General features: G+C 57.8%; 22 protein-coding genes, 4 tRNA genes and 1 pseudogene. 19 read left to right on the top strand and 8 right to left on the bottom strand.

Annotated features, from left to right (window positions below; genetic code table 11):
* The coding region (locus tag Q0X61_RS08610) for an aminotransferase class I/II-fold pyridoxal phosphate-dependent enzyme (RefSeq protein ID WP_297742125.1) at positions 1 to 832 on the bottom strand (832 nt) is incomplete at its 3' end.
* A 148-nt stretch (positions 833 to 980) separates the two neighbouring features.
* On the opposite strand from Q0X61_RS08610, the gene gltX reads away from it, so the two are divergent.
* From gltX to Q0X61_RS08590, 4 genes are all read left to right on the top strand, one after another.
* The gene (gene gltX / locus Q0X61_RS08605; protein WP_040316893.1) at positions 981 to 2,483 is read left to right on the top strand and encodes a glutamate--tRNA ligase; all 1,503 of its coding nucleotides are present in this window, start codon (positions 981 to 983) and stop codon (positions 2,481 to 2,483) included.
* A gap of 134 nt (positions 2,484 to 2,617) precedes the next feature.
* Positions 2,618 to 2,689: transfer RNA gene (locus Q0X61_RS08600), tRNA-Gln, on the top strand.
* A 49-nt stretch (positions 2,690 to 2,738) separates the two neighbouring features.
* Positions 2,739 to 2,811, top strand: a tRNA-Glu gene (locus tag Q0X61_RS08595).
* A gap of 37 nt (positions 2,812 to 2,848) precedes the next feature.
* Positions 2,849 to 2,924, top strand: a tRNA-Glu gene (locus tag Q0X61_RS08590).
* 75 nt (positions 2,925 to 2,999) lie between these two features.
* Here Q0X61_RS08590 and Q0X61_RS08585 read toward each other — a convergent pair.
* Positions 3,000 to 4,100, bottom strand: a complete 1,101-nt coding sequence (locus Q0X61_RS08585) for a glycosyltransferase family 4 protein (protein ID WP_297742124.1) — start codon at positions 4,098 to 4,100, stop codon at positions 3,000 to 3,002.
* A gap of 14 nt (positions 4,101 to 4,114) precedes the next feature.
* Entirely contained in the window at positions 4,115 to 4,852 is a 738-nt protein-coding gene (locus Q0X61_RS08580; RefSeq protein WP_016444969.1) for an IclR family transcriptional regulator, read from the bottom strand.
* A gap of 224 nt (positions 4,853 to 5,076) precedes the next feature.
* Here Q0X61_RS08580 and murA point away from each other — a divergent pair, with 224 nt between their 5' ends.
* Positions 5,077 to 6,393, top strand: a complete 1,317-nt coding sequence (gene murA / locus Q0X61_RS08575) for a UDP-N-acetylglucosamine 1-carboxyvinyltransferase (RefSeq protein WP_016444970.1) — start codon at positions 5,077 to 5,079, stop codon at positions 6,391 to 6,393.
* A 9-nt stretch (positions 6,394 to 6,402) separates the two neighbouring features.
* Positions 6,403 to 7,125 (top strand): 1-acyl-sn-glycerol-3-phosphate acyltransferase, encoded by a 723-nt coding sequence (locus Q0X61_RS08570; RefSeq protein WP_297742123.1) that lies wholly within the window; start codon positions 6,403 to 6,405, stop codon positions 7,123 to 7,125.
* A 72-nt stretch (positions 7,126 to 7,197) separates the two neighbouring features.
* Here Q0X61_RS08570 and Q0X61_RS08565 read toward each other — a convergent pair whose 3' ends face one another.
* Positions 7,198 to 7,560, bottom strand: coding sequence for an AMIN domain-containing protein (locus Q0X61_RS08565; RefSeq protein ID WP_297742122.1), 363 nt, complete (start codon positions 7,558 to 7,560; stop codon positions 7,198 to 7,200).
* 447 nt (positions 7,561 to 8,007) lie between these two features.
* Here Q0X61_RS08565 and Q0X61_RS08560 point away from each other — a divergent pair, with 447 nt between their 5' ends.
* From Q0X61_RS08560 to Q0X61_RS08510, 11 genes and pseudogenes are all read left to right on the top strand, one after another.
* Complete coding sequence (locus Q0X61_RS08560) at positions 8,008 to 9,135, top strand: D-alanine--D-alanine ligase family protein (RefSeq protein WP_297742121.1); 1,128 nt, start codon at positions 8,008 to 8,010, stop codon at positions 9,133 to 9,135.
* A 127-nt stretch (positions 9,136 to 9,262) separates the two neighbouring features.
* Positions 9,263 to 10,177, top strand: coding sequence for a RimK family alpha-L-glutamate ligase (locus Q0X61_RS08555; protein ID WP_198009511.1), 915 nt, complete (start codon positions 9,263 to 9,265; stop codon positions 10,175 to 10,177).
* A gap of 104 nt (positions 10,178 to 10,281) precedes the next feature.
* Positions 10,282 to 10,354 (top strand) — tRNA-His (locus tag Q0X61_RS08550).
* 236 nt (positions 10,355 to 10,590) lie between these two features.
* A complete protein-coding gene (locus Q0X61_RS08545; protein ID WP_297742120.1) occupies positions 10,591 to 11,712 on the top strand; it encodes an IS1249 family transposase in 1,122 nt (373 codons plus the stop codon).
* 105 nt (positions 11,713 to 11,817) lie between these two features.
* Positions 11,818 to 12,522 (top strand): hypothetical protein, encoded by a 705-nt coding sequence (locus Q0X61_RS08540; protein WP_297742119.1) that lies wholly within the window; start codon positions 11,818 to 11,820, stop codon positions 12,520 to 12,522.
* A 93-nt stretch (positions 12,523 to 12,615) separates the two neighbouring features.
* Positions 12,616 to 14,226 (top strand): MobF family relaxase, encoded by a 1,611-nt coding sequence (gene mobF / locus Q0X61_RS08535; RefSeq protein ID WP_297742118.1) that lies wholly within the window; start codon positions 12,616 to 12,618, stop codon positions 14,224 to 14,226.
* 11 nt (positions 14,227 to 14,237) lie between these two features.
* Positions 14,238 to 14,684: pseudogene (locus Q0X61_RS08530) on the top strand (AAA family ATPase).
* Positions 14,685 to 14,783: 99 nt separating this feature from the next.
* Positions 14,784 to 15,023: a hypothetical protein gene (locus Q0X61_RS08525; protein WP_297742117.1), complete on the top strand. Its 240-nt coding sequence runs from the start codon at positions 14,784 to 14,786 to the stop codon at positions 15,021 to 15,023.
* Positions 15,024 to 16,172, top strand: a complete 1,149-nt coding sequence (locus tag Q0X61_RS08520; RefSeq protein WP_297742116.1) for a hypothetical protein — start codon at positions 15,024 to 15,026, stop codon at positions 16,170 to 16,172. It abuts the gene before it with no gap.
* A gap of 290 nt (positions 16,173 to 16,462) precedes the next feature.
* Positions 16,463 to 17,629: an SIR2 family protein gene (locus tag Q0X61_RS08515; protein WP_297742115.1), complete on the top strand. Its 1,167-nt coding sequence runs from the start codon at positions 16,463 to 16,465 to the stop codon at positions 17,627 to 17,629.
* The gene (locus Q0X61_RS08510; protein ID WP_297742114.1) at positions 17,629 to 19,344 is read left to right on the top strand and encodes an ATP-binding protein; all 1,716 of its coding nucleotides are present in this window, start codon (positions 17,629 to 17,631) and stop codon (positions 19,342 to 19,344) included. Before Q0X61_RS08515 ends, Q0X61_RS08510 begins: the two co-directional genes overlap by 1 nt.
* A gap of 182 nt (positions 19,345 to 19,526) precedes the next feature.
* Here the strand turns inward: Q0X61_RS08510 and Q0X61_RS08505 are convergent, their stop codons facing one another.
* Positions 19,527 to 19,703 (bottom strand): glutaredoxin domain-containing protein, encoded by a 177-nt coding sequence (locus Q0X61_RS08505; protein ID WP_297742113.1) that lies wholly within the window; start codon positions 19,701 to 19,703, stop codon positions 19,527 to 19,529.
* A 140-nt stretch (positions 19,704 to 19,843) separates the two neighbouring features.
* Complete coding sequence (locus tag Q0X61_RS08500) at positions 19,844 to 20,716, bottom strand: DNA-processing protein DprA (RefSeq protein ID WP_297742112.1); 873 nt, start codon at positions 20,714 to 20,716, stop codon at positions 19,844 to 19,846.
* A gap of 205 nt (positions 20,717 to 20,921) precedes the next feature.
* Between Q0X61_RS08500 and Q0X61_RS08495 the strand changes: the two genes are divergently transcribed.
* Positions 20,922 to 21,332, top strand: coding sequence for a sulfate permease (locus tag Q0X61_RS08495; protein WP_297742111.1), 411 nt, complete (start codon positions 20,922 to 20,924; stop codon positions 21,330 to 21,332).
* On the top strand, positions 21,329 to 21,826 hold the full coding sequence (locus tag Q0X61_RS08490) for a recombinase family protein (RefSeq protein ID WP_297742110.1): 498 nt from the start codon (positions 21,329 to 21,331) through the stop codon (positions 21,824 to 21,826). Before Q0X61_RS08495 ends, Q0X61_RS08490 begins: the two co-directional genes overlap by 4 nt.
* A gap of 34 nt (positions 21,827 to 21,860) precedes the next feature.
* On the opposite strand, the gene Q0X61_RS13410 is transcribed toward Q0X61_RS08490, so the two are convergent.
* Both Q0X61_RS13410 and Q0X61_RS08485 read right to left on the bottom strand, forming a co-directional pair.
* Positions 21,861 to 21,971, bottom strand: coding sequence for a hypothetical protein (locus Q0X61_RS13410; protein ID WP_367270727.1), 111 nt, complete (start codon positions 21,969 to 21,971; stop codon positions 21,861 to 21,863).
* A 12-nt stretch (positions 21,972 to 21,983) separates the two neighbouring features.
* A complete protein-coding gene (locus Q0X61_RS08485) occupies positions 21,984 to 22,127 on the bottom strand; it encodes a hypothetical protein (RefSeq protein ID WP_297742109.1) in 144 nt (47 codons plus the stop codon).
* Between the last annotated feature and the right edge of the window lie 252 nt (positions 22,128 to 22,379).

Here is a 22,379-nt window from a genome sequence, read left to right as displayed (position 1 = left end):
CGCCCTCCTCGTATGCGACGGAAGTAGCGAGGGCGCCGAGCGGTGTTGGGTGATTTAGCCACGCGGCCGCTGCCTCGAACCTGTGGGTCATCTGCCCCGTTGTGATCATTTGCGCGCAGTGCAGGCCCGCCAAGTTAAAGCCCTTCGAGGCCGCAACTGCGGTGACTGTCAGATCCGCGAAAGACTGGTCCAGCCCGGCAAAGCAGATGTGGGAGGAGGGGTTAGAAACCAGGGGAGCGTGGATCTCGTCGTTGAATACAAGCAGGTTGTTACCCGTCGCAATCTCACCTAAACGCGTGAGCTCACCGACGGTTAAAACCCTGCCGGTCGGGTTCCACGGATTACAGAGGATAAGCAGATCAGCGTCTTTAGCCACAGTTTCTATGCGGTCAAAATCGAGTTGCCACACGCCCTCAACAATTGCGGAAGGAACCTGAATAACTTCGTGGCCAAACTTGCCTGGAAGGGTCAAAAATGGCATGTAGGCGGGGGTTGGGACGATCACTCGTGATCCCGGCTTCAACATGTGGCCAAGAATCGCATTCAAACCGTCCAGTACTGACGATGCCAACCGCACATTTTTAGCCTCGATCTCAAGGCCGTAGCGGCGTCCAACTACGCTCGCGGTGGCCTCTTTAACCCATGCAGATAGCCCCTGCGGCATGTACCCAAGAAACCCCCTTCTGATCGCACTTACGAGGGCTTCCTCAACTACCGGGGCAGTACCGAAGTCCATCTCTGCAACCCAGTGGCCGGAAACGCCTGGCATCTCCCATTTCAAAAGACCGCTTGCGTGGGCGGTGTCCTCGTCAAAAGCGTCAAAATCAGTCATCAAAACCCCTTCCGCCTCCAACCATAACGACAACGAGTGCCGTGCGCGCAAGCATTAGGGGAGTGGCGCAAGGGCGCGGGTAGCGAGATTTAACCTGTGGCAAGCGCGTTGAAAAGCCGGTGCATAAACGATGTAGAATCAAGGCATCATGGATACTCTAAATGGCGGCAAAGTCCGCGTTCGTTTTTGCCCATCACCAACTGGAACCCCGCATGTGGGAATGGTTCGTACCTGCCTGTTCAACTGGGCATGGGCCAGACACGTTGGGGGCACGTTTGTGTTCCGCATCGAAGATACCGATGCTCGCCGCGACTCCGAGGAGTCTTTCGACCAGATCATTGATTCCCTGACTTGGCTTGGCCTGGATTGGGACGAAGGTGTACTGAAGGGCGGCCCACACGAGCCGTACCGACAGTCGCAGCGTATGGACATCTACAAGGACGTTGCGGCGAAGCTGCTAGAAGCGGGTTACGCATACGAGTCCTTCTCCACGCCCGAGGAGGTCGAAGCGCGTCACAAGGCAGCCGGTCGTGATCCCAAGCTTGGCTATGATGGTTTTGATCGCAATCTCACCGAAGAGCAGAAGGCAGAATTTCGCGCTGCGGGGCGCAAGCCGGTGCTGCGCCTGCGGATGCCGGATGAAGACATTACCTTCACGGATCTTGTTCGCGGTGAAATCACGTTCAAGGCCGGTTCTGTGCCGGACTATGTGATCGTTCGCGGTAACGGCCACCCCCTCTATACACTCGTGAACCCCGTTGATGATGCGCTCATGGACATCACACACGTGCTACGCGGCGAAGACCTGCTGTCTTCCACGCCGCGCCAGATCGTTTTGTATCGTGCTCTCATCGAGCTCGGAATCGCGAAGCAGATGCCGGAGTTTGGCCACCTGCCTTACGTTATGGGGGAGGGCAACAAGAAACTGTCCAAGCGCGATCCGGAGTCAAACCTGTTGCTCCACCGGGAAAACGGCATGATCCCAGAGGGCTTGCTGAACTACCTAGCCCTACTTGGCTGGGCGATTAGCCCCGATGAAGACATCTTCTCGGCTGAAGAAATGGTGAAGGCGTTCGACATTCACGATGTGAACCCCAACCCGGCGCGTTTCGACCTGAAGAAGGCCATTGCGATTAACGCCGACCACATTCGCATGCTCGAAGAGGATGACTTCAAGCGCCGCATCGTGCCGTTCCTCTACCGTGACGGATATGTGTCAGCTGAAGAGTTTGATGCGCTTACGGCTCGCGAGCAGGAAATCATCACCGAGGCTGCTCCGCTGACGCAAACACGTATTCGCCTGCTGGGTGAGATTGGCGGCATGCTTGGCCCATTCTTCGTGGAAACCGAAGTGCTCGAGTTTGAAGATAAAGCTGTCAGCAAACTCAAGGACAACGCCGGCGAGGTCTTGCGTGCGGGCATCGAGGTTATCGAAGGTCTGCCCGAGTTCACTGTCGAGTCCTTGGAAGAGGGGTTGCGTGCCCGCCTCATTGACGAGATGCAGGTGAAACCAAGGCTGGCATTCGGACCTCTTCGCACCGCTATTTCTGGCCGACAGGTGTCTCCACCACTGTTTGAGTCCATGGAAATTATGGGTAAGGACGAGGTCTTGGCCAGGTTGCGTCAACTGGAGGCTAAGCTTTCTGCCTAACATCCGCGAACGTGAAGTAAATAACGGTGAGCGGATTTTGTAAGGTCATGCTCCGTCGGGTAAAGTTTCTTGTTGGCGCTTCCTCGTGAAGGCTTCCCGCGAGCGGGAAACTGACCGAAGAAGCTACCTTACCTTGGGGTATGGTGTAATTGGCAGCACGAGTGATTCTGGTTCATTTAGTCTAGGTTCGAGTCCTGGTACCCCAGCGAAACATCTGGCAATAGGTTAGAGGTTTCAAAGCGAGTGATCGCACAGGCCCCCATCGTCTAGCGGCCCAGGACACCGCCCTCTCACGGCGGCGACACCGGTTCAAATCCGGTTGGGGGTGCAGGTTCTAGTAACCAAACCGGCGCGAAAGCGCTTAGGCCCCCATCGTCTAGCGGCCCAGGACACCGCCCTCTCACGGCGGCGACACCGGTTCAAATCCGGTTGGGGGTGCCACCGCACCTGAGAAATCAGGTGCTTTTTCTTGCTCGAATGGGGTGCCTGGGACGGGGCCCAGCAATGCAGGCAGGATTAGTTGCGCCAGGTCTCATACAACTCGAGGTAGGTTTGTAGCCCACGGCTCCAAGTGTGTGTGATTTGATTCTCGAGGGCGTGTTTGCCAAGCATGTGCAGGTGTTGCGGGTGCATAGCGAGCATCGCTAACGCCGCTGCTATTTCCGTGTCGCTGGCCACTTCCAGGCCGTCGTAGCCGTGCGTGATGAACTCTTCAATCCCTGAACCCCGGCGATAGATGACAGGCAATCCGCACGCGCGCGCCTCAAGAGCGGCGATACCGAAGGCTTCTTTAATCACCGGAGACACGAACACGTCCGCGCAAGTATAGGCGTCAGCCAATTGTGCGGGCTTCACTTTTCCGTGCAAGTGCAGGTAGCCGCCCGAAAGTTCGGGGCGAGCCAATGCAGGTCTCAGACTTCCGTCTCCGTAAACGTGTACGTCCACGCGCGCCCGTCTCGCGATCTCGGCAAGCTGTAGAACGCGCTTTCTTGGGGCCAGTCGGGTGGCTGTTACTACCTGAAGGGGAGCGGGAGCCGGTTCCTGCTCAAACCGTCTTAGAGCTACCTGCCGCGCCTGTTCCCAGGGTTCTTCAAAAATCAAGTTCGGTAGCACGTCTACGTTAACGCTGTTCCGCGCCGCTGCCGCAACCGCGCGCGCAGCCGGCGTTGATACGGCGGTCAATCGAATACCGGCGCGTTGCCAAGCCGGCAGGGGATTGACCGCGCCGTACCACCAAGTGCTACCGCAGAGGTGGGAGTGCCAAGTCAGAATGGCTTTCGTGCCCGTTTTGACGCAGGACTGCACCGCCATGCGCGCGAACGGCGAGATCAGCCCGGTGTGAATGTGTACCACATCAAACGTGGGCAAGGTCTGTTCTAGTGCTTCACCGGCAAACGGATTCACTGGAAGGCTTAACGGAATGCGCGCGGTGAGCCGGCGTACCGTGACCGCGCCATCAAGTTCCGTTGAATCACCGCGAGCCGCAGAAGAAGGTGTGGCGGTAATCACCGTGACGGCGTGTCCGGCGGCAACAAGTGCCTGCCCGAGGTTGCGCACCTGGGTTTCAATGCCCCCAACGCGCGGACTGTACGGGTCAGAAACTAGGGCAATTCGCATTTGCCAGGCGCGGGCTACAGGCCAAGCTCTTCAGCGCGACGCAGGAAATCCGACAGGCGGTTAGCTGCTGCAACTACCGAGGGGCCGTGTTGGCGACCAGGCTGACGTCCCATGCGCTCCACCGGGCCCGAGATTGAGATCGCTGCTAGTACCTTGCCGCCCGGACCGCGAACGGGGGCAGACACCGACGCCACGCCAATCTCGCGTTCAGACACAGACTGTGCCCAACCACGGCGGCGAACGGCGGAAAGCATGGTTGCGTTAAACGATGCGCCGTACAGGCCGCGGTGAAGCCGGTCCGGTTCTTCCCAAGCGAGGAGCACCTGGGCCGCTGACCCTGCCTTCATTGAAAGAGTGGCCCCAACTGGAATGGAGTCACGCAGGCCGATCTGGCGTTCAGCGGCCGCAACGCAAATGCGCTGATCTCCTTGGCGGCGGTACAGCTGGGTCGATTCCTTCGTGTGATCGCGCAACGCGATTAGGACCGGGGTGGCTGATGCGAGGAGTCGATCCTCGCCGGCAGCGGATGCAAGTTCTGAAAGGCGCGGCCCCAAAACAAAACGGCCTTGCATGTCGCGAGCAACAAAACGGTGAAACTCAAGAGCGACTGCAAGGCGGTGCGCGGTTGGCCTGGCCAATTTAGTGGTTGAGACTAACTGGGCAAGCGTGGCTGGCCCGGCCTCTAACGCGGACAAAACAAGCGAGGCTTTGTCTAAAACGCCTACGCCACTGGTGGGAGCTTTTTCATCCATACACTGATCTTGCCATCTCAATCATTGAGATAGCAAACTCCCGGATATGATCGGTTGAATAAAAGTGCAGGCTAAATTTATATGGGCGGTAAGGCGTGCAGATATTCGTCTCGCGACACGTTCGGGGCGCGGTGTGAGTAATGGAGCTTCCACAGGCCATGCGTTATAGATTAGAGCGAGAGATAATAGTATTTTGAGCTAGACAGATAAGCAGAAAGGCTTCCATGGACTCGGTTTTGCGTGTGCAGGGCGGCAAACCTTTGGCGGGGGACATCACCGTTCGTGGTGCAAAGAACTTCGTGCCAAAGGCGATGGTGGCAAGCCTACTTGGAACAACCCCCTCGAAGCTTTCCAATGTTCCTCTCATCAGGGACGTGGACTTGGTTTCTGAGCTCCTCGGTCTGCACGGTGTGCATATCAACTTCGACCAGGGGGCTGGTGTCCTCGAGCTTGACCCCTCTAATGTCGAGGTTGCCCATGTGTCCGAAGTTCAGGCATTAGCTGGGTCCTCGCGCATCCCGATCCTTTTCTGCGGCCCCCTTTTGCATCGTCTTGGGGAAGCCTTCATTCCCGATCTGGGAGGGTGTCGCATTGGTGACCGTCCAATCGACATGCACCTGGATGCGCTCAGAGCGTTTGGCGCCCAGGTCGATAAGGAAGATAACGGTATCCGTATCACCGCGCCAAACGGACTGCGCGGCGCCAAAATTAAGCTCCCGTTCCCGTCGGTAGGCGCCACCGAACAAACCCTTCTGACAGCAGTCATGGCTGACGGCATCACAGTGTTGAAGAACGCCGCCATCGAGCCGGAAATCATGGACCTTATCAATGTGCTCCAAAAGATGGGTGCCAGCCTCTCCGTTGATACCGACCGCACTATCAGAATCGAGGGCGTATCGGAGTTGCGCGGGTTTACTCACACCGCGATTTCAGACCGTATTGAGGCAGCCTCGTGGGCTTCTGCGGCGTTGGTAACGCACGGCGATATTTACGTGCGCGGAGCACATCAACCGGATATGACCACGTTCTTGAACGTTTTTCGTAAAGTCGGCGGCCAATTCGAAATTGATGATGCGGGCATTCGCTTCTTTCACCCGGGTGGGCAACTGCAATCGATCGTGCTAGAGACAAACGTGCACCCCGGATTCATGACCGACTGGCAGCAGCCGCTGGTTGTTGCCTTGACGCAAGCCAAGGGGCTTTCAATCGTCCATGAGACGGTGTACGAGAATCGTCTCGGATTCACAAAGGCACTCAATCAGATGGGCGCGCAAATTCAGATTTATCGGGAGTGCTTGGGCGGTACTCCATGTCGTTTTGGGCAGCGTAACTTCTACCACTCCGCTGTTATCTCCGGACCCACACCCTTGCACGGCGCGGAAATCACCGTGCCGGATCTGCGCGGCGGGTTCTCCTACCTCATTTCGGCTTTGGCGGCGGAAGGGGAGTCTATTGTGCACGGTATTGACGTGATTGCGCGCGGATACGAGCACTTCCTCAGCAAACTTGGCCGCCTGGGTGCCGACGCAGAAAGAATGTAGGAGAAGGGCATGAGTAAGCCAGCTACCGGTATCTATAAGGTCGCTGTTGAAGTTTTGCGTCCTTTGGCAAAATTAACAACCAAGCCCCATTGGCGAGGCCGCAATAACCTACCTAAAGACAAGCCCTTCATCCTCATCATGAACCACGTGACCGAATATGACGTCGTGGTTGTAGCTCACTTCATTGTTGATGCTGGACACGCCGTCCGTGTGCTCGCTAAGGACAGCCTGTTCCGCGTTCCTGGACTGCGCCGGGTTTTGACCGGCGCAAAAATGGTGCCGGTAAGCCGGGGAACCTCGAGTGCTGGCGATGCCCTTAGGAACGCAAAAATTGCCCTTGCTGAGGGTGAATCCATAGCTATTTTCCCCGAAGGTACGCTAACCACGGATCCGGATCTTTGGCCTATGAAGTTCAAGACGGGCGCCGCTAGGCTCGCCCTTGCGACCGGAGCTCCCGTGATCCCGTTAGCGCACTGGGGAAGCCATGAGATCATGCGGCGCTGGAAGAACTCGTTCCCTTTGCGTAGGCGTGACACGTGGGTGATGGCGGGCCCTGCCATCGACCTCTCAGACCTGAACCAGGATGAAAACGATCACGAGGCAGTCAAGGAAGCAACGCGCCGCATGGAGGTTGCGATCACCTCGATGATTGAAGAAATCCGGGGAGAAAAAGCGCCGGAAACCCGGTGGGATCCAAAACTCGAAGCCTATCCACCAGCTACAGATAACTAAAGGCGCACCCGCCATACGAACAGCGAATGCCCGTGCAAGAACCGAACTGACGCCAGCTTTCCTAACCTGGCTTTACTTGCGCAGGTCGATTACGAGTCGCTTGGGGTTTTCAAGAGTGAACACCCGATACTCGCGTTCTTTATCGCTCGAGATCGCAAGGTGGGTGTCAGACTCAAACGAGCCGTCAAACCAGGCGAGCACGCTGTCGTCTAAACGTTTATCGGCCGGGCCATTGTAGTAGTACTCAGCGGCTCCGGGAACCGCCGGCCAGGTGGCGCCGTGAATCATGACGTCAAGCACGTTTCCCTGCGGGATCGGGAGCGCGTCGCCGCGCCCAACCTCAACGGACTTGTCGGTCCAGCCAACAGTCCAGCCAGGGTCTCCTTGGCCTACGAACTCCACCACAACGCGGTAGTAATCTTCGTGCACTCCCACGCGAAAATCGTGAGCTAGCAAAGAGGTGCGAGAAGTGCCTTCTGCTTGCTCAGAAGGCCCGGAAAGCCACTGTGCCTCCTCGCTGGGGGCCGCGGTTTCTGCTGGAGTGTCTACGTATGGTGTGGGCACGTAAGTTTCAACCTCAGTAGTTGCCGGCCCAGAAGCATCAGGGTCGGTGATGCTTTGTCCGCATCCGCCAAGCGCCAATACCGCTAGCGTCGTGGTAAGTGCGACGCTGACTCGTGCTTTGTGATTCATCTCGATTTCCAATCGCTACGTTTGTCTTATTTTAATCCGTTCAAGAGCCAGCTCATTTGCAAGTAGGCGGACAGGCCGGCGTGGTAAACGAAAATCTGTGCGGGGTTTGGGAATGTCTATCGCGCGACACATTTTTGCTACCCGTTGCTAGTTGATTGAACTTGCGTGTTTTGCAGTAAAGTCAAAGTCATGAGTGATTCTCCACGAAAGACCCGCGTGGCCCTGATTTTCGGAGGGCGTAGCGGTGAACATCAAATTTCTTGTGCAACTGCAGCCAGCGTAATGGCAGCTATCGATCATGCGAGGTACGAGATCTTAGCGATCGGTATCACCCCCGATGGCGAATGGGTGCGGGTACCGGCTAAACCAGAACTCTACGAGATGGTTGACGGGCGAGGCGTGGTGATTGCAGCCGGAGAGTCCTCTGTGGCACTGTGGACTGGAAACCCGCGGGTAGTGGAGAAGCCGCGAGCTATTACCGGTGAACGAATCGAGGCTACAGACCTCGGTGACGTTGACGTAGTGTTCCCCCTGCTCCACGGATCCTACGGTGAAGACGGCACCATTCAAGGGCTAATGGAAATGTCTAACGTTCGCTACGTCGGCTGCGGTGTGGCGGCTTCGGCGGTGTCTAACGACAAGCATCTGACCAAAGCGCTTCTGCTTGGCGCTGGCATTTCGGTGGGGCGGTGGACGCTGATCACCGATCGCGAATGGAAGCGAGACCGTTCTCGAGCGCTCGCGCAGGCGGCTAGCGTGGGGCAGGATCCTTATGTGAAGCCCGCTCGTGCCGGCTCCTCTCTGGGGATCACCCATGTTGAAGATCTTGCCATGCTCGAAGACGCTATTGAGCAGGCCCGCAGGGTTGATCCGCGTGTGGTTGTAGAAGCTGCAACGGCGGGCCGCGAGATCGAGTGCGGCGTCCTCGATTTTGGTAGTGAGGGGGCGCGTGCCTCCAGGTGCGGAGAAATTATGGTTGCCTCGCGCGATGGGTTCTACGACTACAAGACGAAATACCAAGCGCACGATGATGTGACACTTTCTACGCCGGCTGATCTACCTGCCGCTGCGGAACAGCAGATTCGAGAAACCGCTGTGCGGGCATTCGAGGTGCTCGGGTGTGAAGGACTTGCCCGAGTGGACTTCTTCTACAACGAAGAATCGGGAAGAATCACGATCAACGAGGTGAACACTATGCCTGGATTCACCCCGTGGTCCATGTACCCAGCGATGTGGCAGGCCACCGGGATGGATTACCCGGCTCTCGTGTCGCATCTGATTGAACAAGCATTAGCGCGTCCACTGGGGCTACGCTGAAGTTTAGTGACGCCGCCTCTTCTCATTTTCAAATGAGCAAGGCCACTATGCTAATCTCTCAGGCGCACAGCGAATAGCGTTCCCATCCGTGCAAACAAATCGATCGAATATGGTTAAAGTATCAACTATGAAGCCACGCGTGACGTTAGTAACCTCTTCTGAGTTGCCCCATCTTTATCCCGGTGAGGAAGGCCTGCCGGATGAACTGGCGCAACGAGGGTGTGATCCCCAGATTAAGCGTTGGGATGACCCCGATGTTGATTGGCAAGATGCCGGCCTCGTTATCGTTCGCTCTGTATGCGACTACGCGACAAGGCGTGATGAGTTCCTGGCATGGACTAAGGCGGTGCCACGCCTGCTGAACCACCCGGATATTTTGGAGTGGAACTCCGATAAGCACTACTTGAAGATTCTTAACGAACAGTTTGGGTTACCAATCATTCCCACCACGTGGCTTGATGTTGAGAAGAACTTGTCGAAGCATCGCGTGCACTCGCGTTTCCCCGCCCTCCAAGATTTTGTTATCAAACCTGCGGTATCTTCCGGCGCCCGCGACATCGGTCGGTATTGCGCGGTAGAGCCTGCTTCGCGGCGCGCGGCGGTCGGTCACGTGATGAGTCTGTTGGATGAGGGGCGCTCTGTGATGTTGCAGCGCTATCAGGAAGCGATCGATAAGCACGGTGAGATTACGCTGGTGTTCTTCAATGGGCTCCTTTCGCACGCGGTACAAAAGAAACCGATGTTGCACGACGCCTCAATCACGATGGAGTCCAAGCAGGAAACGCTTGTGCAGGCTCGTGAAGCCACGCCGGAAGAGTGGCGGTGGGGCGAAACTATTCGCGCTGCCCTCCACGCTTATGTGAAGCAGCGTATGGGGCGCGACGAGCAGTTCCTGTTCAACAGAGTAGATATAGTGCCAGACGACGAAGGCTCGTTCATGGTTATGGAAGTTGGGCTGGTAGACGCGCAGCTCTACTTGGACTCCTCGCCAGATGCCCTCGGAAACTTCGCTGACGCGATTTCGGTTCGCGCGCACTGGTAGAGCCGGGCTTTAGCCCCCTGCGGTGTGTTAGAAGCAACGCCATCCGCGTTTTGTTTAGTGCGTCGTTACTGCTACAGTTATCTATCGTTGCGTAAGCAATGATGGTGGCTGTAGTTCAGCTGGTAGAGCACCTGGTTGTGGTCCAGGACGTCGCGGGTTCGAGTCCCGTCAGCCACCCGGATAAAGATCCGACCGAAAGGTCGGATCTTTTTTATTAGCTGTGTGGTGAATTACGGCTTATAGGTCCTTTCGTATTGGTTTTTCGTGGACTTTTCGTTGTGTTGGTGGGGAAAGGTCTGGTTTGAAGTCGTTTTGACTTGAGTTCTAGGGTGGACAAAACGTGTTGGTTTTTCGTGGATTTTTCGTTGTGTTGGTGGGGGGAAAGTCGGGTTTGAAGTCGGTTGAATTCGAGGATGGGAAATCCTCGTTGTTTAGTTTGTGGTGGATCAACACATAAGTGGGGCAGGACTGGTGCTGGTCGAGTCAGGTTTAGGTGTTGTAAGTGTGGCGCGAGTCAGTTGCGTCGCAATGATATTCAAGCGCGGTATTTCGCCGCGTTTTTAGAGTTTGTCACTGGTCGGTTACGCTACCAGGATTTACCTGGTGGGGGTCGTAGTGCTCGGCGCCATTTTGAAAGGTTTTGGCATTTATGGCCTACTAGTCCGCTGGTGGATGAGGTTCATCATGTGGTGTTTGTAGATGGGATTTATCTAGCCCGTAACGTGGTGGTTTTGATTGCAGGCACTAAAAATCACGTGTTGGGCTGGTATGTGGCCAAAGGCGAGTATTCCGCAGCGTGGCAAGCCTTGTTTGATCGCATCGCCCCACCACATGTCGTGATCTGCGATGGGGGCAGCGGGATCGCTAGCGCCTTACAAGCTAAGTGGCCTACCACCAGGGTGCAAAGGTGTACTTTTCATGCTTTCAGCGCGGTGAAACGTAAAACTACCGCGCGTGCTCGCACCCAGGCCGGAGTGGAACTCTACGGGCTAGCAAAGCGTTTACTACACATAAAAACCCCAGCTCAAGCCACCCAATGGTTAGTAGACCTAGCTGCTTGGAACACTACTTACAAGACCTTCCTAGCCCAAAAAACAAGACTCGAAAACGGGGCCATAGTCCCCACCCACCGGCGGTTAATACAAGCGCGTAACTCCCTTAACAACCTAGTACGCAAAGGCACTCTATTTACCTACCTAGACCCCCACCTACACATCCCCACACAACCCATCCCAGCTACCACCAACCACATTGAAGGCGCCATCAACACCCAACTAAGAGCACTACTGCGCACCCACCGGGGAATGCCTCTAAACCACCGCGTAAAAGCCGTCCTGTGGTGGTGCTACCTACACACTGAAAACCCCGCCACCCCCACACAAATACTCACCAACACCCACACAGATCAAGAAATCACCCAACTATTCGCAACCGCCCAACACCACGCTCAAACACAAAACCAACTACAAGGCTGGGGCACAGCCATCAACTGGACCGACCTCCACCACTCCCAACCATGGAAAGAAACCTACTAAACAAAAACCAACACGCTTCGTCCTATAAGCCTCGCGTTGCTGACCGGATGAGTCCAGCCGACAGAGTAGTTCGATCAGCGAGTCTCCTGTGACTAACCTTGAGGCATGAGCAACGTTGCTGGGAAGACCGCAAGCCGGGAGGAGGAGATCGCCTTCCTCTCCATGGAGCAGGTCCTCGGGGTTGAGATCAAACTTGCTGATGCTGGTGGTGGAGACAAGATGCCTGATGGTGTCTGGGTATATCCCGATGACCGAGCCCAACGGGCCATCGTCGAGATCACATCACCGCCAGCGACGAGTCTGATGAAGAGATGGGCGGCCGCCAAGAGGGCTGGGCAGCCCCAGAGTGAGAGCGGATCGATCCCGGCACGTTTGGGCGAGCTTGCGCAAGTATGCACCGAAATGCTCGCAGAGGACTGGGCTAAGGAGAATCTCGACAAGCTCCTGGCTCAACCAGCGGACGAGCGTCACCTCTTCCTGTTCGGCCGGTCCTACAACGTGGAGAATTACTTCTACCGGCTCTCCGACTCATATGCCAACGGAACAGTAGAGCACGTCGATGACCTCGTTCTCCCCGACGGAATCTCGGATGTCTGGTTCCGTGGCCGTGCGCGGAGAGATTTCGATCAGCCATTGGGGACGACAGACATTTGGCTGGCGAGATTCCAAGTGTCATCGGGTTGGCACCGCTACGTGGTGAGTATTGAGGAGCAGCACTTGCCGTCTCCGAACCCGACTATTGCCGATGATCGGGTTCCCAAGAACTGGCGACAGCCAAAGGATCGCATGATGACGCCACCAGGGAACTGAAGCTGGTTCGAACGCTCCTACTTAACCACCTGTTGGTACAACGGAGCTTCCACGTAACAAGACTATGCAGTTGCCTCTGCATGCCTGCTTGTTATGACTGTTTCGATGCGCGTGATGATTGCTGGCGACGGCTACAAGTATCTGTTGAAGTCGGTGGCTGCTGGTGACGGTGACAGGAGTCTTTCGACGCCGTTGACCCGTTACTACACGGAGGCGGGTAATCCGCCGGGTTTCTGGCTGGGTTCTGGGATCGCTGGTTTCGGCGAGGGCGAGCTGACGGCGCACTCTGTGGTGTCGGAGACCCAGCTCCAACTTCTGGTGGGGATGGGCCGTGACCCGCTCACGGGTGAGCCGTTGGGTCGGGCGTATCAGCAGTTCGCGCCGGTGGCTGAGCGGATCGAGGAGCGAACCAAGAAGCTCAGCGAGAGTCTTGACCCGTCCTATCGGGCGGAGCTGGTTGCCCAGATTGAGGCGGAGGAGAAGGAGCGCGGGACGCGCAAGGCGGTGGCGGCTTTTGACTACACCTTCAGCGTGCCGAAGAGCGTGTCGGCAATCTGGGCGGTGGCCGATGCGGGCACGCAATCCCTGATCGCAGCGGCGCATCATGCGGCGGTTGCCGAGCTGGTCGAGTTGATTGAGCAGGAGGTTGCTGCAACCCGTGTGGGTGCAACCGGCCACGATGGTGCGGTTGCACAGGTCGATGTCCTCGGGGTGGCTGCAACCGCGTTCGATCACTACGACTCACGTAGCCACGACCCCCAGTTGCATACGCACGTCGTCATTAGCAACAAGGTCAAGACCGCCCAGGACGGGAAGTGGCGAACACTGGATTCCCGCCCGATGCACCGGGCGGTGGTCGCGATCTCGGAAATGTACAACGCTGTCCTTGCCGACCACCTGACCCGCACCTTCGGGTTTGAATGGGAGACCCGCGACCGGGGCCGGGACCGGAACCCAGCATGGGAGATCACCGGCGTGCCGGATGAGCTGATCACCGAGTTCTCCACCCGCACCAAGTTCATCGACGAAGAGAAGAACCGGCTCATCGACGCCTACGTCGCTAAGCATGGACGCCAGCCCAGCCCCAGGATCGTGCTGAAGCTCCGCGCCCAGGCGACATTGGCGACCCGTCACGAGAAGGACGTGCGCTCCCTGGCCGACCTCACCAGTGAGCGGCGGCAACGCGCCACGCAAGTCCTGGGTGAGGATGCAACCACCTGGGCACGAGTAGTCACCAGCAGTGAGGTGCTGCCTGCGACGGTGCGGGCCGATGATCTACCTCTTGATGTGATTGAGCAGATCGGCTGGACCGTCACCATGATGGTGGGTGAGAAGCGTTCGACCTGGACCAGATGGAATCTGCACGCCGAAGCCAGCAGACAACTTATGGGGTTGCGGTTCGCCTCGACTATGGACCGTAAAGCCATCACCGGCATGGTCGTGGACGCCGCCGAGCACGCATCGCTCTGGTTGACTCTGCCGGAGCTGACAATCAGCCCAGCGCTGTTCCGCCGCACGGATGGCTCGTCACGGTTGCGTCCCTACGCCTCCACCGTGTTCTCCTCTGAGTCCCTGTTGGAGGCGGAAGACCGGCTCCTGGCACGGGCCGACAAGCCCACCGCACCCATGAGACGGTCGAGGCGATCACGAGGAAGCCGGACAAGAAGGGCCGGTCGCTGGAGGCGGATCAGGTGGCCGCGTTGACGACGATTGCGATGTCGGGCCGGGTCGTGGACGTACTCGTCGGCCCCGCTGGTGCTGGGAAGACCACAGCGATGTCGGCGTTGCGCCGGGCGTGGGAGGCCGAACACGGGAAAGGCTCAGTGGTGGGTCTCGCGCCGTCCGCTGTCGCCGCCCAGGCGTTGGCCTCCGATCTTGGGATCGCCACAGAGAACACGGCGAAGTGGCTGCACACCTTCCACACCACCGGGGCCACCTTCACGAAAGGGCAACTCGTCATCGTGGATGAAGCCTCTCTGGCGGACACGTTCACTCTCGACTAGATCACCGCGCAAGCCGAGAAGCAGGGCGCGAAGGTCTTGATGGTGGGTGACTGGGCTCAGCTGCAATCGGTGGATGCGGGCGGGAGTTTCGGGATGCTGGTCTCGGTGCGTGACGATGCGCCCGAGCTGACGAATGTGCATCGGTTCATCCACGCCTAGGAGAAGAAGACCTCACTCGATCTGCGGCACGGAGGCACCAGCGCTATCGACACCCTGATCAAGCATCAGCGGGTTCACGGTGCCGAAGAAGAACAGGTCATGGATGCCGCCTACACCGCCTGGCGTAGCGACCAGGCGGCAGGGAAAGCCTCGATCTTGGTGGCTGAAACCCAACAATCAGTCACGACTTTGAATCAGCGGGCGCGGGCGGATCGGATCATCGACGGCACCGTCAACCCAGAGCGAGAACTCCCGCTCCATGACGGGATCACCGTGTGTGAGGGCGACCTGGTGATCACCCGCCGTAACAACCGGCGACTGCGCTACGGCAGTTCGTGAGTGCGCAACGGGGATAAGTGGGTCGTTACCCAGCTCCGCGACGACGGCTCCATCACCATCCGACCCACTCATCGTCGGTTCGGTGGCTCCATTGTGCTGCCCGCCTCCTACGTCGCCGAACACCTCGACCTCGGGTATGTGGTCACCGCTCACAGGGCGCAGGGTGTCACCACTGATACCTCGCATGTTGTTGTCACCGCTACGACGCCGCGGGAGAACTTCTATGTCGCCTTGACCCGAGGCCGAGAGGCCAACCATGCCTATGTCGCTATCGACCGCCCGGACGAAGACCACTCCCACGCCCATCCTGGCGACAACCCGGATGCCACCGCCCGCAGCGTCTCGTTCGGTGCCCTTCAGCATGTCGGGGCCGAGCTATCCGCCCACCAGCTGATCGCCGCCGAACAGGACCGGTGGGGTTCCATCGCACAGCTCGCCGCCGAGTACGAGACCATAGCCCAAGAAGCCCAAGCAGATCGCTGGCATACCCTGCTCACCAAGTCTGGGCTCACCAGCGAGCAAGTCGAGAGCATCCTCATCTCCGATGCTTACGGAGCGTTATCAGCTGAGTTCCGCAGTGCCGAGGCCAACCATCACGACCTTGACCAACTCCTGCCACGCCTCGTCGCGATTCGTAGTCTTGAGGATGCCGATGACATTGCCAGCGTGCTTCACTCCCGTGTTGCTCGCGCGACCGCGCGGCCCGCCGGGTCTGGACGCACCCGCAAACCGCCACGATTCATCGTCGGACTCATCCCAAACGCTGACGGCCCCATGGACGACGAGATGCACCAAGCCCTGGCCGAGCGACGCGACCTGATCGAGCAACGCACCACCACACTCCTGGACGGGGCACTCACCGACGGCGAGCCGTGGACTACACAGCTCGGGGCCAAGCCAGCCGAGCCGAAGAAGCAGAGAGTCTGGCTGAGAGCCGTGCACACGGTCGTCGCGTACCGGGACCGCTACCAGATCGCCGACGACCACGACGCTCTCGGACCAGCCTCAGCAGACCTGAACGTCAAACAGAAGATTGATGCAGCCCGCGCCCAGAACGCACTCGCCCACGCCAGGCGGATCGCCGACGGCTCGAATACAGTTGTGGAACATCGGCCGATGGTTGCACTGCAACGGGAACTCGGGATCTAGGGAAACTCCCTGGCGGACATGCTTCGCTTCAGATGCTTATGTGAGTAAACGACAAGCCTAAAGCCCGTGCGATGGCTGAACTTTGCCATGCTGCGCTTCCTGCCGTTTCTAGGTCAATGGTCGTTGTCCCCGGGTACCCCTAGATGTAGAGTGGTAGGCAAAACATCGTTGGATCGAATGAAGGCAACCCTGGCGAACATTAGTTCGTGGGGCGTTGATCCATGGCGCATCGGAGATGTGACTACTGATCCACGTAGCGACGATCACGGCCCCAAAGGAGCGAAGAAATCTTGAGCAAACTCGCAATTCTTGGTGGGTACACCAAAGGGTGGCAGGAGATAGATAGTGACTCGTCGGTTGATGAGGCTCAACGTGCGACTCAGGAAGTAACCCTCTCATCTCTTCGTGACGAGCTATCGACGATTTGCAATTCCGAGAGTTTGGTGGTACTTGCGGGTTCTGGGACCTCACTTGGAATCGTGGACGTCTCCGGTACGCGTTGTGCCCCGAGCATGGGTGATCTCTGGGATGAAGTCAAGAAACTTGCTTCGTTCAAGACAGTCAAAGGACAGCTCAGTCCAGAACTGATAAGCAACGGGAATCTGGAGCATGTTCTTTCTGATGCGCAGGCAAGACAGTCACTTAACTCAAGTAACTCGGACCTAACGGATTTCATCGCAGAAGCCGAGGGCATCGTCTGGAACAGGTGCAATTTCATCGATGAGACTTCGGACCTGGCGACTCACGAACTCTTCCTTAGAAAGGTTGCCCGCCGGTCGACACGGCTTCAACGCACCCAGCTATTCACAACGAACTATGACTTGGCGTTTGAGACGGCAGCAGAGCGCTCCCGATTTAACACCATCGACGGTTTTGGTTATTCAGGGCAGAGCTTCGACGGGGCAACCTTTGATCTGGATTACGTACGAAGGAGACCCCATGAACCTCTCATGCTGGAACCAAATGTGTTCCACCTGTTAAAGCTACATGGGTCCGTTAACTGGAATGCGACCGGACCCGAGATTCGCAAGACATATGGCGGCACTAAACCAGCAGGACCGGTCCTAATCTATCCATCGGCGACAAAGTATAAACTGTCCTATCAGCAGCCCTACCTGGAGTTCATGTCTCGCTTCCAGATGGCCTTACGGCAGCCCGATGTGGGGCTCATTGTGGTCGGCTTCGGGTTTAACGACGACCACCTGACTGCGCCTGTAGAAGCTGCACTGAGGAGCAACATTGGGCTGCGCGCGGTGTTCGTCTCACCCGGGGTACGTGACACTGATCGTGCAGCTACCTTCTCGTGGGTAGAGCAGCTTATTGAGAAGGGCGATCGACGTCTCACTCTCCTACGTGCCACGTTCGACGATCTCGTGGAGGTGCTTCCGGATGTGCCTCCGCGTGAAGACCGCGATGCGCACGCTGAGCGCCTCGCCGATGGGAGCCTAAAGTCTTGATGGATGCCCATCCCTTTAGTCCAGAACGGCGTATCGGCCACGTCTACCAGGTCGAAGGTTCCTTTGCAGATGTCACGTTCTCCGCAGCCAACAAACTGCCCCGCTCTCACTACGGAGAGTACCTCGGTCGGGGAGAAGTTGGAGAGTTCGTGGTCATAGATGTCGGCGGAGTTGCCGCATTCGGACGGCTACTTCGCGTTGGCACGCCTGCTAGTCGCGCCGAAGAGCTATTGACTGAGTCAGGGCGAAAAGTTCCTGTTGAGGGACGAGTTCAACTGCTCTCTACCCTTGAACTCAACGGTAGGTCCACGCGAGGTATTGCCAGGTACCCCAAAGTAGGCGACGCAGTGTTCGCCGCGAGCTCCGAAGCGATACGCGCCGTCATCAGCGCGAGCCCAGACTCGGCGACACCCGTACTCCGCCTGGGCCGCCTATCAGTCGATGAGTCGGTGCCCGTAGACGTTCCACTGACACGCCTGTTTGGACGCCATGTCGCCGTTGTCGGAACAACAGGGTCGGGCAAGAGCTGGACCCTGGGCCACCTCGCTGAGAGCGTAGCCTCGTGCAGAGGCAAGATGATCCTTATCGATGCCACAGGTGAGTTTTGGACACTTGGAGATCATGCGAAACACTTGGCATTCGGATCAAAATCCGATGAACCACCTGGGACCATCCTCGTCGGCATACCTCACTACATGATGAGGGAATCTGACCGAAACGCCTTTCTGAACCCGTCAGCAGGTTCTCAACTTCCTAAACTGCGTGAAGCGGTGCGCACGTTGCGACTTGTTCAGGCGGTCACAGATGACGACCGTCGCGATCCTGATCACGCTCAGTTTGCTAGCACCCAAGGGCCTTTGGAAAAGAGTGGAACCTCGGTTCAGGCGTACCAGAGTGCGATGCAAAAGTACATTGGAAGCGTTGAGAATCCCCACTACCCCTTCAACTTCCGAGCGTTGGCCAACCAGATCCAGTACGAGTGCATTTGGCCCACAAGTCAAGGTCAGCAATCGAACGTCTTTGGGGGCGTGAACAACAATGAGCTGGGTTACGTGGCATCTCTAGTGAGTCGCATCAACGATCTGCTACAGATTCGAGAGATTATGGACGTTATTGACCCCCCAAGTGGCGTTCGTAACGCCATCGATGAAATGGAATCCTGGTTGGACGATCCGACCAGTCACGTACTAAGAATTTCGCTCAAGAATCTAACTTTCGCCAACCACTTAAGGGAGATTGTCGTCAACATACTTGGGCAGGCGCTTCTTGGTTGGGCCCGACTAGACAAGTTCCGCACTGCCCCACTGGTCGCGGCAGTCGATGAGGCGCACCAGTTTTTTGACGTCACCGTGGGCGATGAGTTCGCAAACACTCACTTGAACGCATTCGACGCAATCGCAAAAGAAGGACGAAAGTACGGCCTCACAGTCTGTGTTGCGACACAACGCCCCGGAGACCTCCCTTCTGGAGTCCTGAGCCAAGTCGGAATGACAATCGTCCATAGACTTGCGGACGGTCGAGATCGCCAGCGAATCGAACAAGCCGCAGCCAAGATCGATCAATCAGCTACGAAGCTTTTACCCGGCCTCGTCCCCGGCGAGGCTATCCTCATGGGCGTAGACTTCCCCGTTCCAGTCAGTGTTCGCATACAGAAGCCAGTGTCGCCTCCGGCCTCAGACGGCCCAAACTACGACGAGTGGAAGGCACCCGTCTGAGATCATAAGATGTGATCGAAAGTGGACAAGCAGAGTCTCATCGTGAACCGCTGGTCGGTAGCTGAAGACTGAGACCAGGTACCGCTCGGTGCCCGCAGTGATTTTAGGGGCGTGAGTTCACGAATCCTGTCGTGCCGGAACCCGGACCACATCTCGCCATCGGCGGTCTCGACGATGGGGGCTCACATCCATCCAGCTGCTTTGAGCCAGTCGAGGGCGTCGGCGTTGGCACTCAGGTCGATCTCGATGAAAGGGATGCCGTGCTTGTTCAGGGTTCGCTTGGTGGCGTCGCACTGTACGCAGTCCGGCTTCGTGTAGACGGTCACCGTACTCTCGGCCGCATGATCAGCCTTCTTCATGGTTGTCATCCTTGCGCCTATAGCCTCGGTACCGAGGGAGCCAGACCTCCGGTTGCTTGGGAGAAGCTCACTTACTGTGGCTGGGCGGAAAGCCGATACAGCTCGGTCATTGAACAGGTCGAGAACGTCGCTGGCCTGGGTCACCACCGATGCTGTCCCTTGCCGCAGCAGGTCGTTGGGTCCATAGCTTGCTGCGCTGGAGATCGGGCCGGGCACCGCACCCACCCGTCTCCCAAGGGCAAGGGCCTCGTTGACGAGGTTGCGTGCCTCGAACGGGCAGGGGCTTCGACCATGACGGTTGCACCCGAGAGAGCTGCCATGATCCGGTGCCGAGCAAGCAAGTTATGTCGCGTCGGTGGCGTTGCGGGTGGCACTTCGGAGGCCAGCAGCCCCACATCACCGATGGTGTTGAGCATCGTGGTCTGCATTGAAAGATGACGAATGTCGATCCCATTGCCCATCACCACAACAGCATGGCCGCCGGAAGCCAGCGTTCCGCGATGAGCCGCGCCTTCGATTCCGTATGCTCCACCGCTGGCGATGACTCGTTCTTCATCGGACAAGCGACTGGCGAGGTCGCTGGCGACGACTTCGTCGTAGCTGGTCGTTGCCCGCATCCCGGTGATCGTTACCCGATCTGACAATGACCCGGACAGCAGCGAGGTGGCGCCTTTCGTCCACAGGAGGTAGGTCTGGCGCGGGCCAAGATCAGACAGAGACTTCGGCCAGTGATCGTCGGAGGGAGTCAGCGTGTTCATCCCGCGTTGCTGGTAGGCGTCCGCCGTGGCGAGCACGCCCAGGTTCAAGTGCGGAGCGAACCGGGATCGCCACACCTCCGCCTCAGTCTCACCGAGCGTTGGCACACGCAGGTCAGACTCAAGAAGACGCAGCGTCTCTCGGCCGCCGACCCAATGCACCACCTTGCCAGTCATCGGATCGTCGGGATCAACGATCATCGACAGCATGATCCGCGCGGTGCGCTCATCGCGTACCTGGTCCGCCACCGTAGCCATGGCCGGTTCCTCTCACTCGACGGTCACGGACCAGGTACGCAGCGTTGTCCCGCAAAGGGTTCCCTACGTCACACGCCAGGCGTACAGTAGAAGAAGAGGCAGGTTCACCAATCTCCGTGGTCTCATCGGGATCGCCCCACAGGGGGCACTCAACTCATAGTTGCCTCGCCGGCGTACTTCGCCGCGCTATGACGAGGAGACTCCCGTGATTCTTCTGCTTCTCATCGCAGTCATCTTTGCCCTGCTTGCCGTGGTGTTCAACCTCTACAGCAAGCTGCGTCGCTACTTCCCGAGCAACATCGTCCGTGACCGGGTCTGGACCAGGGACGGCCTCAAATGGGGTGTGCCCGCGATGCTCCTCGCAACCCCATACTTCGCTGTCGCCTACTGGCTGACCTCCATCATCTATAACGGAGGCCCGGGCTGGCTGAACATCTTCCTGTTCCTCTGCCTGTGGTCAATGTTCAAACTGGTTCTGCTCGGCCTCATCAGACTCGTTATGCTCGCGTACGTCCGCGTTCGTGAGACAATCGAGCGCCATCGAGAACGTGCCACCACCAACGGATTTCAGACGGAACGCAGGTCTGAGACAGTCCTATCGGGAGAGCATCAATGAAAGCAGTCGCCTACACCTACGACGCGGACCCCGGGTTTCCCCTCGTCCAAGCCCAGGAGGCGAAATGCGAGCTACTGGCGCGCACCGCCGGGTACGAGGTGATCGAACAGGTTCACGACGAAGCCGGAGACCGATCAGGACTGAACCGGCTCCTAGAGACAGCAAATGGCACGAGCTTTGACACCATCGTCGTCACCAACGTCGAACGCTTAGCAGACAACCCGGACCAACGCGAAGTCATTATCGACCGCTTCAACCTCGTGGGCGTAACCATCATGACTGTTCCACCAGAACTTGACGCCGCGATCAAACAGCTCATAAGCGACGAAGTCGAAGCGTACGCACAGCGCATGAACGACGAGAACGTTGACCCCAACCCCGACGACGAAGACGATGAATGGGCACACAAGGTTGACGATCTTATCGCGAGCTTCCTCACCGGACTCGACTCGACTCTCGACCCACCCACGGCAGACGAAGACAAAACGGACTGACCCGATACCGCCGTCGCCGACGAAGGTCCAAGACTTAGGCCGGGAACACAGTAGTCTCGCGGAGTGCTTGCGTGACCACCTGCCTGCCCACCCCCATCGAGCGAGAGATCGCCCGGATAGACATTCCCTCCTGATGAAGCCTCACTGCCTCGGCAGCTTATTCGACACCGAGCCTGGCCGGTCGTCTCGTCACGCCCCGACGCGTCAGATGCGCAGAGACCGTCGCTCGATGAATGCCGTAGCTCTCGGCAAGCTCGTTGACGGTCGCGCCTGCGAGGTAGTCCTCCACGAGTGTGGTCACCTCGGAGGCGGTGAGAAAAGTTTGAAGAGTTCCAACTCTCTGCACGACCTTGCCCCGAGAGTCCTGAATCAGGGTGGTTTCAGGGCGTTGCGAGGTGCGGTAGACGCCTCGTTTCCACCGTGTTATCAACGTTTTGAGCCGTGGAGCAAAGTTGGCGAAATGACGTGTCAGCCACCCGGATAAAGATCCGACCGAAGGGTCGGATCTTTTTTATTAGCTGTGTGGTGAATTACATCGGCTCGCTTTCTCATC

Source organism: uncultured Tessaracoccus sp. (assembly GCF_947255005.1).
Taxonomy (GTDB): Bacteria; Actinomycetota; Actinomycetes; order Propionibacteriales; family Propionibacteriaceae; genus Arachnia.
The sequence above is the reverse complement of the archived record's forward strand: the minus strand, read 5'-3'. Positions and strand labels throughout refer to the sequence as shown.

What these genes read in the sequence shown, in the direction of transcription:
- gltX (WP_040316893.1), top strand. Translation starts at nt 981, where the DNA reads ATGGATACTCTAAATGGCGGCAAAGTCCGCGTTCGTTTTTGCCCATCA.
- Q0X61_RS08585 (WP_297742124.1), bottom strand. Translation starts at nt 4,100, where the DNA reads ATGCGAATTGCCCTAGTTTCTGACCCGTACAGTCCGCGCGTTGGGGGC.
- Q0X61_RS08580 (WP_016444969.1), bottom strand. Translation starts at nt 4,852, where the DNA reads ATGGATGAAAAAGCTCCCACCAGTGGCGTAGGCGTTTTAGACAAAGCC.
- murA (WP_016444970.1), top strand. Translation starts at nt 5,077, where the DNA reads ATGGACTCGGTTTTGCGTGTGCAGGGCGGCAAACCTTTGGCGGGGGAC.
- Q0X61_RS08570 (WP_297742123.1), top strand. Translation starts at nt 6,403, where the DNA reads ATGAGTAAGCCAGCTACCGGTATCTATAAGGTCGCTGTTGAAGTTTTG.
- Q0X61_RS08560 (WP_297742121.1), top strand. Translation starts at nt 8,008, where the DNA reads ATGAGTGATTCTCCACGAAAGACCCGCGTGGCCCTGATTTTCGGAGGG.
- Q0X61_RS08555 (WP_198009511.1), top strand. Translation starts at nt 9,263, where the DNA reads ATGAAGCCACGCGTGACGTTAGTAACCTCTTCTGAGTTGCCCCATCTT.
- Q0X61_RS08545 (WP_297742120.1), top strand. Translation starts at nt 10,591, where the DNA reads ATGGGAAATCCTCGTTGTTTAGTTTGTGGTGGATCAACACATAAGTGG.
- Q0X61_RS08540 (WP_297742119.1), top strand. Translation starts at nt 11,818, where the DNA reads ATGAGCAACGTTGCTGGGAAGACCGCAAGCCGGGAGGAGGAGATCGCC.
- mobF (WP_297742118.1), top strand. Translation starts at nt 12,616, where the DNA reads ATGACTGTTTCGATGCGCGTGATGATTGCTGGCGACGGCTACAAGTAT.
- Q0X61_RS08525 (WP_297742117.1), top strand. Translation starts at nt 14,784, where the DNA reads ATGGATGCCGCCTACACCGCCTGGCGTAGCGACCAGGCGGCAGGGAAA.
- Q0X61_RS08510 (WP_297742114.1), top strand. Translation starts at nt 17,629, where the DNA reads ATGGATGCCCATCCCTTTAGTCCAGAACGGCGTATCGGCCACGTCTAC.
- Q0X61_RS08505 (WP_297742113.1), bottom strand. Translation starts at nt 19,703, where the DNA reads ATGAAGAAGGCTGATCATGCGGCCGAGAGTACGGTGACCGTCTACACG.
- Q0X61_RS08500 (WP_297742112.1), bottom strand. Translation starts at nt 20,716, where the DNA reads ATGGCTACGGTGGCGGACCAGGTACGCGATGAGCGCACCGCGCGGATC.
- Q0X61_RS08490 (WP_297742110.1), top strand. Translation starts at nt 21,329, where the DNA reads ATGAAAGCAGTCGCCTACACCTACGACGCGGACCCCGGGTTTCCCCTC.